13 protein-coding genes are annotated in these 13,036 nt (G+C 51.6%); 9 read left to right on the top strand and 4 right to left on the bottom strand.

Features of this window, described 5'->3' with window-relative positions; translation table 11 throughout:
• Window positions 1-81: 81 nt before the first annotated feature.
• Genes ACJHWT_RS00250 through ACJHWT_RS00230 form a run of 5 tightly spaced genes read left to right on the top strand, consistent with a single transcriptional unit; the run spans window position 82 to window position 4,759 of the window.
• Window positions 82-891 carry an ABC transporter ATP-binding protein gene (locus ACJHWT_RS00250; protein WP_000940874.1) on the top strand — a complete coding sequence of 270 codons (810 nt, stop codon included), beginning with the start codon at window positions 82-84 and terminating at the stop codon, window positions 889-891.
• Window positions 888-1,871 (top strand): FecCD family ABC transporter permease, encoded by a 984-nt coding sequence (locus ACJHWT_RS00245; RefSeq protein WP_001696213.1) that lies wholly within the window; start codon window positions 888-890, stop codon window positions 1,869-1,871. The genes ACJHWT_RS00250 and ACJHWT_RS00245 overlap by 4 nt, the downstream gene beginning before the upstream one ends.
• Window positions 1,872-1,879: 8 nt before the next feature.
• Window positions 1,880-2,917 carry a FecCD family ABC transporter permease gene (locus ACJHWT_RS00240; protein ID WP_001357675.1) on the top strand — a complete coding sequence of 346 codons (1,038 nt, stop codon included), beginning with the start codon at window positions 1,880-1,882 and terminating at the stop codon, window positions 2,915-2,917.
• Window positions 2,918-2,927: 10 nt separating this feature from the next.
• A complete protein-coding gene (locus ACJHWT_RS00235; protein WP_001318046.1) occupies window positions 2,928-3,875 on the top strand; it encodes an iron-siderophore ABC transporter substrate-binding protein in 948 nt (315 codons plus the stop codon).
• Window positions 3,872-4,759 (top strand): MurR/RpiR family transcriptional regulator, encoded by an 888-nt coding sequence (locus ACJHWT_RS00230; RefSeq protein WP_000614959.1) that lies wholly within the window; start codon window positions 3,872-3,874, stop codon window positions 4,757-4,759. Before ACJHWT_RS00235 ends, ACJHWT_RS00230 begins: the two co-directional genes overlap by 4 nt.
• A gap of 44 nt (window positions 4,760-4,803) precedes the next feature.
• On the opposite strand, the gene ACJHWT_RS00225 is transcribed toward ACJHWT_RS00230, so the two are convergent.
• From ACJHWT_RS00225 to qseB, 4 genes are all read right to left on the bottom strand, one after another.
• Entirely contained in the window at window positions 4,804-5,118 is a 315-nt protein-coding gene (locus tag ACJHWT_RS00225; RefSeq protein ID WP_000633738.1) for a putative quinol monooxygenase, read from the bottom strand.
• 30 nt (window positions 5,119-5,148) lie between these two features.
• Window positions 5,149-5,730 carry an NADPH:quinone oxidoreductase MdaB gene (mdaB, locus tag ACJHWT_RS00220; RefSeq protein ID WP_000065421.1) on the bottom strand — a complete coding sequence of 194 codons (582 nt, stop codon included), beginning with the start codon at window positions 5,728-5,730 and terminating at the stop codon, window positions 5,149-5,151.
• A gap of 109 nt (window positions 5,731-5,839) precedes the next feature.
• On the bottom strand, window positions 5,840-7,189 hold the full coding sequence (gene qseC / locus ACJHWT_RS00215; RefSeq protein WP_000673349.1) for a quorum sensing histidine kinase QseC: 1,350 nt from the start codon (window positions 7,187-7,189) through the stop codon (window positions 5,840-5,842).
• A complete protein-coding gene (qseB, locus tag ACJHWT_RS00210) occupies window positions 7,186-7,845 on the bottom strand; it encodes a quorum sensing response regulator transcription factor QseB (RefSeq protein ID WP_001221478.1) in 660 nt (219 codons plus the stop codon). The genes qseC and qseB overlap by 4 nt, the downstream gene beginning before the upstream one ends.
• Window positions 7,846-7,996: 151 nt before the next feature.
• Between qseB and ygiW the strand changes: the two genes are divergently transcribed.
• The 4 genes from ygiW to parC all read left to right on the top strand — a co-directional run bounded on the left by ygiW (window position 7,997) and on the right by parC (window position 13,036).
• Entirely contained in the window at window positions 7,997-8,389 is a 393-nt protein-coding gene (gene ygiW / locus ACJHWT_RS00205; protein WP_000712658.1) for an OB fold stress tolerance protein YgiW, read from the top strand.
• 52 nt (window positions 8,390-8,441) lie between these two features.
• Window positions 8,442-8,924, top strand: a complete 483-nt coding sequence (locus ACJHWT_RS00200) for a GyrI-like domain-containing protein (protein WP_000183493.1) — start codon at window positions 8,442-8,444, stop codon at window positions 8,922-8,924.
• 108 nt (window positions 8,925-9,032) lie between these two features.
• Window positions 9,033-10,640: an ABC transporter substrate-binding protein gene (locus ACJHWT_RS00195; protein WP_000288665.1), complete on the top strand. Its 1,608-nt coding sequence runs from the start codon at window positions 9,033-9,035 to the stop codon at window positions 10,638-10,640.
• Between the two features lie 137 nt (window positions 10,641-10,777).
• Window positions 10,778-13,036 (top strand): DNA topoisomerase IV subunit A, encoded by a 2,259-nt coding sequence (gene parC, locus ACJHWT_RS00190; RefSeq protein WP_001281871.1) that lies wholly within the window; start codon window positions 10,778-10,780, stop codon window positions 13,034-13,036.

Genomic DNA, 13,036 nt, shown 5'->3' with positions numbered 1-13,036 from the left:
GACTACTACATTTTGTGGCGTCAAACTCTCAAAGGAGAATGAGTTTTATTTTTGTTTGTCTTTGATTAAGTTGGCGTACACGTGGCACATAACGCAAAAGGGCAGGGGCTGATCCTCGACAATGTTTCTGCCGGGTATCACAAGAAAATCATTGTTGATGGTGTTTCTTTCTCCGTTCCCACAGAAAAAATGACCGTTCTGGTTGGGGCAAACGGCTGTGGAAAGTCGACGTTGCTCAGCACCATTGCACGTATCTTGCAACCTATGGGCGGTTCGATATTGCTTGATGGCAAAGCGATTCACGAGCAACCAACGAAAGCGTTATCCCGTAGACTTGGGATCTTGCCGCAGTCGCCATTATTGCCGGAGGGCTTAACCGTTTATGAACTGGTGTCGCGTGGGCGTTTTCCCTGGCAGAATTTCATTCGTCAATGGAGCGACGCCGACGAGCAGGCGGTAGAAGAGGCTCTGAAATTAACCGGTACGCAGGAGTTTGCACATTTACCTGTTGAAAAACTCTCTGGTGGGCAGCGCCAGCGTTGCTGGATTGCGATGGTGTTGGCGCAAAAGACGCCTTATATCCTACTGGATGAACCCACAACTTGGCTTGATTTACGTTATCAGGTTGAAATTCTTGAGTTATTACATGATTTAACGCGTCATCACGGGCGTACAGTCGTCGTGGTGTTGCATGATCTGAATTTTGCCGTCAATTATGGCGATACGTTGATATTTTTACGCCAGGGGAAAGTGGTGCGTGTGTTGAATGAGGGGGAGCATTGCACGCCTGAACTGGTAAAAGCTGTCTTTGACGTTGATGTTCACGCATCAATAAATCCTCTGACGGGAAAGCCGTTCTTCATGCCGTTTCGTGGTGTAGAAAAAGTATGATGCGCACAGGGCTGGTTACTGTAATTTTCCTCGCCTTATTGCTGGTGGGATGCGTGGTATATCCAGGGATTGGTGCCCGATTTATTGCACCACAAACGGTGTTGCAGGCATTTCTTCATTTTGATCCGCAAAACTTCGATCACAACGTAATTGTAAGACTCCGTTTGCCGCGTTTAGCAGCAGCATTGCTTACCGGTGCTTCTCTTGGTGTTGCTGGTGCTTTGTTGCAGGCTGTCATTCGTAACCCATTGGGGGAACCACATATTTTAGGCTTAAATGCCGGAGCCGCTCTTGCTGTCGTTGCCGCCAGTGCGCTTGGACTGGCCTTTCCGGTTGGACGCCCACTGCTGGCATCTACGGGGGGCGCGTTATTGTTCCTGTTGATATTGCTGCTTTCCTCCGCAGGGCGTTCAGGGGTAACGCCAATGAAAGTTACTTTATGCGGCGTGGCGCTATCGGCGTTCGTGTCCTCAATAACGGCTGCAATCCTGATTCTTGACGAACAAACACTGCTGGCGATGCGGACATGGCTAGCAGGTGATTTAGCGGGGCAGGATTGGGCGACGCTGGGTACGTCCGCCTGGTTTTCTCTGGGGGGATTTGTGTTAGCCCTTTACCTTGCACCCTCCCTTAACATGTTGGCACTGGGCGATCGCATGGCGCAGGGGCTGGGCGTCTCTGTACTCCGCACGCGAACATTCACCCTGCTTGCGATCGCGTTGCTCTGTGGCGCAGCCGTATCGATTGCTGGCCCCATTGGTTTTGTCGGCCTGCTAGTACCGCAGATTGTCCGGCGTCTGGTATCAGCGGATCTGCGCGTTCTGCTCCCTCTTTCAGCTTGTGTCGGCGCGCTTTTGTTATTACTGGCAGATATTATTGCCCGGACGCTTTTCACGCCCTATGAGTTAGCGACCGGTGTCATGACGGCGTTAGTTGGTGCGCCTGTTTTTGTCATTATGGCGACGAGGATGTTCAAATGAGTCGGATAATGAACGTCGGGCTACGCCCACTACGTGTTGGTAAGTTTTCGACACTGGTACGCCCTAAAAATCTGCTGTTGCTTGGTGGGTTGTTTCTGTTTGCGGTTGGAATACTGATATTCGGTCTGATGCATGGCTCTTTCTCCGTCCCGGCATCGGAAGTAGGACGAGCATTGTTCTCTCCAGAAAACGTAAGCACAGACGCACGTTATATTGTGCAGGATATTCGCTTGCCGAGAGTCATCATGGCATTGCTATGCGGGGCCATGTTAGGTATGGCAGGGGCCGCAATGCAATCCATTGCACGTAACGGCCTTGCCGATCCTGGGTTAATCGGCGTCAAAGAAGGATGTAGCGTGGCTGTGCTGTGGCTGATTTTCCAGTTTCCAATGCTGGGAATGTTCTGGCGTCCAGTGGCTGGTCTTGCTGGTGGCCTGTTGGTGGCTTTAATCGTGATTTTTTGTGCGCGCGATATTTCCCGCCCGCGATTTGTTCTGATTGGTATTGGTGTTTCCTGGTTTTTCGCCGCCGGTATCGGTGTATTTATGACCACTGCAGATGTTCGAGATGTACAAACTGCATTGATGTGGTTATCGGGAAGCCTGCATGCAGCTAACTGGATGTTAGTCGGTATTTCAGCCTGTTGGATGTTGCCAGCCGCTCTTTTATTGCTGTTCACCGCCAGGACGGCGGATATCGCTCTGCTTGGTCATCAGGTTGCAACCGGGTTAGGGGTGAATAGTTCTCGTCTGGCGTTGTTACGTGTCGCCGCACCAATAATCCTGACAGCCGTCTGCGTTTCGTGTGTTGGTAACATCGGTTTTGTCGGATTGATAGCACCCCATATATCACGTTTTATTCTACGTGGCGGGCAGACGACATTACTGCTGGGGAGCGCGGTATCGGGGGCGTTGTTAGTTATTCTGGCGGATAGCATTGGTCGTTTGGCTTTTTTGCCTTTGCAACTGCCTGCCGGAATCATTATTTCATTGATTGGTGGACCATTCTTTTTGCTACTGCTCTGGCAGCGCAGGAACAGTTTTTAATGGGAGTTATATGCGTTTATTTTTTTCTCTGCTGATACTGTTGTCATTCTTTGCCCGCGCGACAGAACCTGTTCAGGTCTTTACTGATGATTTAGGGCGCAAAGTCACTGTTCCTGCTCATCCAAAGAGAATTGTCTCTTTACACGATCTTGATATCACTATTCCTCTGATTGAGCTCGGTGTACCTCCTGTCGCCAGCCACGGGCGAACCCGGCCTGACGGTAGCCATTTCATTCGATCAGGCGCGTTATTGACAGGTGTCGACTTTGATAATTCATCGATCGCTTTTATTGGCACCGCTGATATTGATATTGAAGCGATTGTGGCGGCAAAGCCTGACCTGATCATCACAGAACCGACCCGTAATACGCCCATTGAACAACTGGAAAAAATTGCGCCCACGGTGAGCATTGATCATCTCAAAGGAGGCGCGCCAGAAATCTACCGCAAGCTGGCAGAACTTACAGGAACGCAGTCGCAGCTGGCGATACTTGAACGCCGCTATCAGGCACAAATCAATGCGCTGAAGGCGACGCTGGACAGCCAAAAAATAACGGTATCGGTGATTCAGGCAAATCAGGGAAAAATTAATGTGATGCATAGCTATCATTCGCTGGGGCGGGTATTACGCGATGCTGATTTTCGCTTTCCGCCGCTGATTGAGAGCATTCCTGAAGGTGGGCGAATGGATGTGAGCGCGGAGCGTTTACCTGAACTGGATGCCGATTTTGTTTTTGCAACCTGGCGCGGTGACACCGGTGGTAAACCTCAGGATGAGCTGGCAGCAATGGAAAAAGTCATGCCGGGATGGTGTCAGTTTCTGACTGCCTGTCGTTCCGGGCGTTATGTGCTGATTTCTCGTGAAGAGGCAATTTCTAACTCCTTTGCATCTCTGGGGCTGATGGCTGCGCAGATACAATCACAAATTGCAGGGCGACCTCTACCGGAGGCTAAATGATCCAGAAAGATAAAGTGCGGGTTGATATTTTTGGTGAGCGTTTTCGCACTCGCGCGAGTCAGTTAACGCCTGGGTTAAGAGTTGTCGCCAGCTACATTAATGAGCATCGTGAAGTGGTACTCGAGCAAACGGCGATGGAAATTGCGGCCACGTTGAACACTTCCGATGCCACAGTTATCAGGGCTATACAGGCCCTGGGGTTTGCCGGGCTGCGTGATCTGAAACGCACTCTGGAACAGTGGCTTGGTCCAGCCCTTAGTTCCAGCGAAAAGATGTCTACGACGGTGAGTAACTTGACGAGCGATGTTAACACCGCAATCGACTTTGTTCTTGAAGGGCATTTGTATACCTGTAATGTCCTGTCAGAGCCTGAAAACCGCCACGCGCTTGCGCAAGCTGTAGCGTTGTTGGTGCAGGCACGGCAAGTCGCAATTTTTGGCATTGGCGCTTCGGGTATTCTGGCGGACTATACCGCACGACTATTCAACCGCATAGGTTTGCCTGCCACGGCACTAAACCGTACGGGTATTGGCCTTGCCGAGCAACTGATCGCGCTTCAACGTGGCGATGTTCTGATCATGATGGCGCAAAAATCTGCGCACCGGGAAGGGCTGACAATGCTTCGTGAGGCGAGGCGGCTGGGGATCCCTGTTATTTTGCTGACAAACGCGCTGGATTCACGTTTTAGCAAAGACGCCAGTATTGTGATTCATGTTCCGCGCGGGGATGAAAAAGGGAAAACGCCGCTACATGGTACGGTATTGTTGTGTCTGGAAATGATTGTCTGGTCGGTAGCTTCCGCAGTGCCGCAGCGTGCGGTTAAAACCATTAAGCGAATTAACGATTTCCATCGAGGACTGAAAACGGGAAGAAAGAATGGCTAATCTGGGCTGAGACCGGTAGCAGCACCGGCCTCTTTTTAGAAATGTCAAAGCCCCGGCTGCAGGATACGAATATTCATCTCCAGCACGTCACCTTTTACGGCTTCGCTATATGCTTTCATGTGCGGGGTTTGCAGATGCGCTTCAAGATGCGCGATGCTTTCCCACTGCTCAATCATCACGATAGAATCCGGTGCCATAGACTGGAAACTCACGCCAGCAGCGCAATCCACCATTGGCGCATAGCCGTGGCAACCTTCTTCTTTCAGTACGGTTGGAACGATTTTAGCAAACTGATCCAACACTGCCTGACGGTGATGTTGACCAGGACGAGTACGGATTTCTGCGATTACTGTAATCATGGTTAACTCCTTCTAAAGCCAGAGCTCTAGTTAACCAAAAATTTCCACAAGATGCTTGCGATATTCTTCAGTATAGCGGGGAACATCAGGCATTTTTATCACGTCATTAGCGATAAATGTCGGCAGCGGTTCCATGCCAAGGAACTGGTTTGCTTTATGAAACGGCAGGTACACACCGTCAACACCAACGCCGTGGAAGAACTGATCTTTTTCGGTGAAGGCTTCCATTGGTGCGTTCCAGGTCAGGGAAAGCATATATTTTTTACCTTGTACCAGACCGCCAGAACCGTATTTTTTCGACGGATCTTTGCGGGTACGACCATCGCTGGCATACAGAGTCCCGTGACCTTCGGTGAATACATCATCAATGTATTTTTTCACTGTCCACGGCGCGCCCATCCACCAGCCTGGCATCTGCCAGAACACCACATCAGCCCAGAGAAAGTTTTGTACTTCCGCTTTGACATCGTAGTCGCTGTCGGCGCGAACGATGCGGACATCATGCCCGAGGTCGCGCAGTGTGCCATCCGCCACTTCGGTCAGGGTGTCGTTCAGTTGACCATTGGAGTGGGCGAATTTTTTCGCGCCGTTGATAATCAGGATGTTGCTCATTTTTTAACCTCAAGGTGAGACGTTTGCCGACTATAGTACGTCACAGAGCGGTACGGTGAAATTAGCAAAATGTGCAAAGTCTTTTGCGAATTTAGCAAAAATCTTACCCTTACCAGCTTACCTTCGTCTCAAATCCACCTTGTTCCGCATTCCCAAACTCAACATTCATGCCATGCAGCTTGGCGATTCGCTGGACAATTGATAGCCCAAGTCCACTGCCGGTAGCGGTTTGTCCGGGTGGGCGATAGAAGCGTTCGCCAATTCTCGCCAGTGCCTCTGGTGTTACACCGGGGCCGTTATCCCTCACGATGAAACTATCGGCATTCAGCGTGACGTCCACCACGCTGCCCTGTGGACTGTAGCGCACGGCGTTATCCAGCAAATTTCGCACCAACAAACTTAGCAATAGCGGTTGTCCGGTGCGTTTGATGCCGTTGGCATTGAGTGTCAGTCGCACGTCAATGTTCGCCTGCTGCGCCGTGTGGTAAATATCCATCACCGACGATTGCAGGAGATCTTCAAGCGGGATCTCCGCGACGTCCTGAAGGTTATCCAGTGAGTCCAGCCGCGATAGCGTGAGCAGTTGATCAACCAGACGAGTAGCACGATCGATCCCGGAATGTAATTGGAGCAGTGCTTTTTTCCGCGCCTGCGGATCATCGTCAGAGAGCTGCGCAACTTCGGTTTGCACTTTCAGCGCCGTTAACGGGCTACGAAGTTCGTGAGCTGCGTCAGAGGTAAAGCGTCGTTCACGAACCATCATCGCATGTGTGCGGGCGAACAGTTGATTCAACGACTCAACCAGTGGACGCACTTCGCTGGGTACGCCAGTCGCGTTTAGTGGTTTTTCCGAGTCAGGGTCACGCATACGTAGTGCCAGCGCCAGTTTGTTCAGCGGCGCGAGTTCACGACCCAGTAGTACCATCATGATGATTAACATAATCGGCAGTGCGACCAACCACGGGATCAATTGCCCGGCAACAATCGCCAGCGCCATGTCTTCACGGTATTCCCATTCCTGACCAACAACGATGCGATATTTGCCATCAGGTGAGGTCATCCAGACAAAACGCCATTGATCTTTATCGCCCACCAGTTGCCCGTCAGCAAAACCTTCCCGTTGATAGCTATAGGGAATATCTTCTCCGTTATCGCCATCATTAAGGACCATTCTGCCGTCGTGGGTAAAGATGGCAAAGGTCAGCGCATCGTCATCAACATGACCGTGTTTTAATTTATTTGGCGTCTGTGCCATGCGATCTGCCGCGTTGATTTCGTTGAGATCGAGCGTACTTAACCGCTTGGCAAACAGCATCAGTTGGGTGTCGAACAACTCATCGACGTTATCCGTTGTTTGTTTCCAGGCGACAAAGCTGGAAAGCAGCCAGGTCACTGAGGCCAGAATTAAAAAGATTAGCGTCAGCCTGACGCGCAGACTAAGACGTTGGGTAAATTTCATTTCTCACCTAATGTGTAGCCAATACCATGCACGGTACGAATAAAATCACTACCGAGTTTGCGTCGCAGATGATGCACATGCACTTCAACGGCATTACTGGTGACCTCTTCGTCCCAGGTATACAGTTTCTCTTCAATCAGTTTGCGCGGCAGTACCCGACCAGCGTTACGCATCAGTAATTCCAGCAGGGCAAATTCTTTTGGTTTCAGCGTTAAGGGTTCGCCAGCCAGCGTGGCGATACGTTTGCCGGGGTCGAGCATGACGTTGCCGTGGCGCAGCTCGTTGCTGGCCTGGCCGTTGGTTCGGCGCATCAGAGCTTCCAGCCTGGCGGCGACTTCTATCAACGCAAAAGGTTTACACAGATAATCGTCAGCTCCCAGACGCAGCCCTTCTACACGTTCCGCCAGCGCATCGCGCGCGGTCAGGATCAGTACCGGCTCACGCTGACCTTTTTCTCGCCATTCGCGCAAAATATCGCGACCATCCATGCCTGGTAAGGTTAAATCCAGGATCACCGCATCATAAGGCGCGCTATATAGCGCCTCTTTTCCCTGACGACCTTGTGTAAACCAGTCGATGCTAAAACCCATTTTACTAAGGCCCGTTTTGATGCCGTCGCCAATCAGCATGTCATCTTCTATCAGTAAAATTCGCATTTTTTCATCCCTGCGATAACCGTATTTGCTGCCAGTAAACCGTGTTGTAACGCGCTCTGTACAGCATTAAATTTTATTTTTTTCCCTTAAGAAGTTGTTAAGGACTATCTTGTTAAATGCTCGGAAACAGACATTAAAGGGAGTAATAAACATGAAAAAATTCGCAGCAGTAATCGCAGTAATGGCCCTGTGCAGCGCACCGGTGATGGCAGCAGAGCAGGGCGGTTTTTCTGGCCCATCGGCAACGCAAAGTCAGGCCGGAGGATTCCAGGGGCCGAACGGCAGCGTAACGACCGTAGAAAGCGCAAAATCCCTGCGTGACGACACCTGGGTAACCCTGCGCGGCAATATCGTTGAACGCATCTCTGACGATCTCTACGTGTTCAAAGATGCCAGCGGTACTATCAATGTTGATATCGACCACAAACGCTGGAACGGCGTGACGGTGACGCCGAAAGATACAGTTGAGATTCAGGGTGAAGTCGATAAAGACTGGAACTCTGTTGAAATTGACGTCAAACAGATCCGCAAAGTAAATCCGTAATTGTTACCGCTCCCGGGACGCGTTCCCGGGAATAATTTCGCAGGGAGGCAAAATGACAAACCTGACACTGGATGTAAATATTATCGATTTCCCATCAATCCCTGTGGCGATGTTGCCGCACCGCTGTAGCCCTGAGTTGCTCAACTACAGCGTGGCGAAATTTATCATGTGGCGTAAAGAGACGGGGCTTTCTCCTGTTAACCAAAGCCAGACTTTTGGCGTCGCCTGGGACGACCCAGCCACCACCGCACCAGAAGCGTTTCGCTTTGATATCTGCGGCAGCGTTAGCGAACCGATCCCCGATAATCGTTATGGCGTGAGTAATGGCGAACTTACCGGTGGGCGTTATGCTGTTGCCCGCCATGTTGGCGAGCTGGACGATATTTCACACACGATATGGGGCATCATTCGCCACTGGCTACCTGCAAGCGGCGAAAAAATGCGCAAAGCCCCGATCCTGTTTCACTACACCAATCTTGCCGAAGGGATGACAGAGCGGCGACTGGAAACGGATATTTATGTACCGTTAGCGTGATGGGGAATCTTTACCGGAGTGTGAGCCAAATCACTCGCGATAAGTTTGAGCTAACAATGCCACAGGCGTATTGTTGTCGGGCTTATAATTTCTCCGGTAAGGAATACCATGTATACGCGAAATTTATTATGGCTGGTCAGCCTGGTAAGTGTGGCTCCTCTCTACGCTGCTGACGTTCCCGCCAACACACCGCTCGCCCCGCAACAAGTTTTTCGTTACAACAATCATAGCGACCCAGGCACGCTCGACCCGCAAAAGGTAGAGGAGAATACTGCCGCGCAGATTGTGCTGGATCTGTTTGAAGGTCTGGTATGGATGGACGGTGAAGGCCAGGTGCAGCCCGCTCAGGCTGAACGCTGGGAGATACTGGACGGCGGCAAGCGCTATATTTTCCATCTACGTAGCGGTTTGCAGTGGTCAGACGGTCAGCCTCTGACGGCAGAGGATTTTGTCCTCGGCTGGCAACGTGCGGTTGACCCGAAAACGGCAAGCCCTTTTGCTGGCTATCTGGCACAGGCGCACATTAACAATGCCGCGGCTATTGTTGCGGGTAAAGCAGATGTTACATCGCTGGGGATCAAAGCGACGGATGATCGTACTCTTGAAGTTACGCTTGAGCAGCCAGTTCCTTGGTTTACGACGATGCTCGCCTGGCCGACGTTGTTCCCGGTTCCTCATCATGTCATCGCTAAACATGGCGATAGCTGGAGTAAGCCAGAGAACATGGTTTACAACGGTGCCTTTGTGCTTGATCAGTGGGTAGTTAACGAAAAGATTACTGCACGCAAAAATCCAAAGTACCGCGATGCGCAACATACAGTATTGCAACAGGTTGAGTATCTGGCGCTGGATAATTCGGTCACCGGCTATAACCGCTATCGCGCGGGAGAGGTCGATCTCACCTGGGTTCCGGCGCAGCAAATTCCTGCCATTGAAAAATCACTGCCTGGCGAGCTACGAATTATCCCGCGTCTGAACAGCGAATATTACAACTTTAACCTTGAGAAACCGCCATTTAACGATGTGCGGGTGCGTCGGGCGCTATATCTTACGGTTGATCGACAGCTTATTGCGCAAAAGGTACTGGGGTTGAGAACGCCCGCAACCACGCTGACGCCGCCAGAGGTAAAAGGCTTTAGCGCGACGACGTTCGATGAACTGCAAAAGCCAATGAGTGAGCGTGTCGCGATGGCAAAAGCCTTGCTGAAACAGGCGGGATACGACGCCTCTCATCCGCTACGCTTTGAGCTGTTCTACAACAAGTACGATCTGCATGAAAAGACCGCGATAGCGTTGTCTTCCGAATGGAAAAAATGGCTGGGTGCACAGGTGACGCTGCGCACAATGGAGTGGAAAACCTATCTTGATGCCCGACGAACCGGTGATTTCATGTTGTCGCGGCAGTCGTGGGATGCGACGTACAATGATGCTTCCAGCTTCCTGAACACGCTCAAAAGCGATATTGAAGAAAACGTCGGTCACTGGAAAAATGCGCAGTATGACGCCTTACTAAACCAGGCCACGCAGATCACTGATGCGACAAAGCGTAATGCGTTGTATCAGCAGGCAGAAGTGATCATCAACCAGCAGGCACCGCTGATTCCCATCTACTATCAGCCGTTAATCAAACTGCTTAAACCCTACGTTGGCGGTTTTCCGCTGCATAATCCTCAGGATTATGTCTACAGCAAAGAGTTGTATATCAAGACACATTGATGTCTTTATCGCCGTCGGAGCACGTCCGGCGGCGCTATTCACGCTGATCTCCTGTGACTCGACGCGGCAGATAATGTAGTATCTCCGGCAATATTGCCCCTTTGAAGGCTGGCGAATAAGTTGAGGAATCAGAATTAATGAGCGATATGGCAGAGCGCCTTGCGCTACATGAATTTACGGAAAACGCCTACTTAAACTACTCCATGTATGTGATCATGGACCGTGCGTTGCCGTTTATTGGTGATGGTCTGAAACCTGTTCAGCGCCGCATTGTGTATGCGATGTCTGAGCTGGGCCTGAATGCCAGCGCCAAATTTAAAAAATCGGCCCGTACCGTCGGTGACGTACTGGGTAAATACCATCCGCACGGCGATAGTGCCTGTTATGAAGCGATGGTCCTGATGGCGCAGCCGTTCTCTTACCGTTATCCGCTGGTTGATGGTCAGGGGAACTGGGGCGCGCCGGACGATCCGAAATCGTTCGCGGCAATGCGTTACACCGAATCCCGGTTGTCGAAATATTCCGAGCTGCTATTGAGCGAGCTGGGGCAGGGGACGGCTGACTGGGTACCAAACTTCGACGGCACTTTGCAGGAGCCGAAAATGCTACCTGCCCGTCTGCCAAACATTTTGCTTAACGGCACCACCGGTATTGCCGTCGGCATGGCGACCGATATTCCACCGCATAACCTGCGTGAAGTGGCTCAGGCGGCAATCGCCTTAATCGACCAGCCGAAAACCACGCTCGATCAGCTGCTGGATATCGTGCAGGGGCCGGATTATCCGACTGAAGCGGAAATTATCACTTCGCGCGCCGAGATTCGTAAAATCTACGAGAACGGACGTGGTTCAGTGCGTATTCGCGCGGTTTGGAAGAAAGAAGATGGCGCGGTGGTTATCAGCGCATTGCCGCATCAGGTTTCAGGTGCGCGCGTACTGGAGCAAATTGCTGCGCAAATGCGCAACAAAAAGCTGCCGATGGTTGACGATCTGCGCGATGAATCTGACCACGAGAACCCGACCCGTCTGGTGATTGTGCCGCGTTCCAACCGCGTGGATATGGATCAGGTGATGAACCACCTCTTTGCTACCACCGATCTGGAAAAGAGCTATCGCATTAACCTCAATATGATCGGTCTGGATGGTCGTCCGGCGGTGAAAAACCTGCTGGAAATCCTCTCCGAATGGCTGGTGTTCCGCCGCGATACCGTGCGCCGCCGACTGAACTATCGTCTGGAGAAAGTCCTCAAGCGCCTGCATATCCTCGAAGGTTTGCTGGTGGCGTTTCTCAATATCGACGAAGTGATTGAGATCATTCGTAATGAAGATGAACCGAAACCGGCGCTGATGTCGCGGTTTGGCCTTACGGAAACCCAGGCGGAAGCGATCCTCGAACTGAAACTGCGTCATCTTGCCAAACTGGAAGAGATGAAGATTCGCGGTGAGCAGAGTGAGCTGGAAAAAGAGCGCGACCAGTTGCAGGGCATTTTGGCTTCCGAGCGTAAAATGAATAACCTGCTGAAGAAAGAACTGCAGGCAGACGCGCAAGCCTACGGTGACGAACGTCGTTCGCCGTTGCAGGAACGCGAAGAAGCGAAAGCGATGAGCGAGCACGACATGCTGCCGTCTGAACCTGTCACCATTGTGCTGTCGCAGATGGGCTGGGTACGCAGCGCTAAAGGCCATGATATCGACGCGCCGGGCCTGAATTATAAAGCGGGCGATAGCTTCAAAGCGGCGGTGAAAGGTAAGAGCAACCAACCGGTAGTGTTTGTTGATTCCACCGGTCGTAGCTATGCCATCGACCCGATTACGCTGCCGTCGGCGCGTGGTCAGGGCGAGCCGCTCACCGGCAAATTAACGTTGCCGCCTGGAGCGACCGTTGACCATATGCTGATGGAAAGCGACGATCAGAAACTGCTGATGGCTTCCGATGCGGGTTACGGTTTCGTCTGCACCTTTAACGATCTGGTGGCGCGTAACCGTGCAGGTAAAGCTTTGATCACCTTACCGGAAAATGCCCATGTTATGCCGCCGGTGGTGATTGAAGATGCTTCCGATATGCTGCTGGCAATCACTCAGGCAGGCCGTATGTTGATGTTCCCGGTAAGCGATCTGCCGCAGCTGTCGAAGGGCAAAGGCAACAAGATTATCAACATTCCATCGGCAGAAGCCGCGCGTGGCGAGGATGGTCTTGCGCAACTGTACGTTCTGCCGCCGCAAAGCACGCTGACCATTCATGTTGGGAAACGCAAAATTAAACTGCGTCCGGAAGAGCTACAGAAAGTCACTGGCGAACGTGGACGCCGCGGTACGTTGATGCGCGGTTTGCAGCGTATCGATCGTGTTGAGATCGACTCTCCTCGCCGTGCCAGCAGCGGTGATAGCGAAGAGTAA

The sequence above is a fragment of the Escherichia sp. WS338 genome, from assembly GCF_046486405.1.
Taxonomy (GTDB): domain Bacteria; phylum Pseudomonadota; class Gammaproteobacteria; order Enterobacterales; family Enterobacteriaceae; genus Escherichia; species Escherichia coli.
Note: the sequence above shows the minus strand (reverse complement) of the source record. Positions and strands in the feature narration are given on the sequence as shown.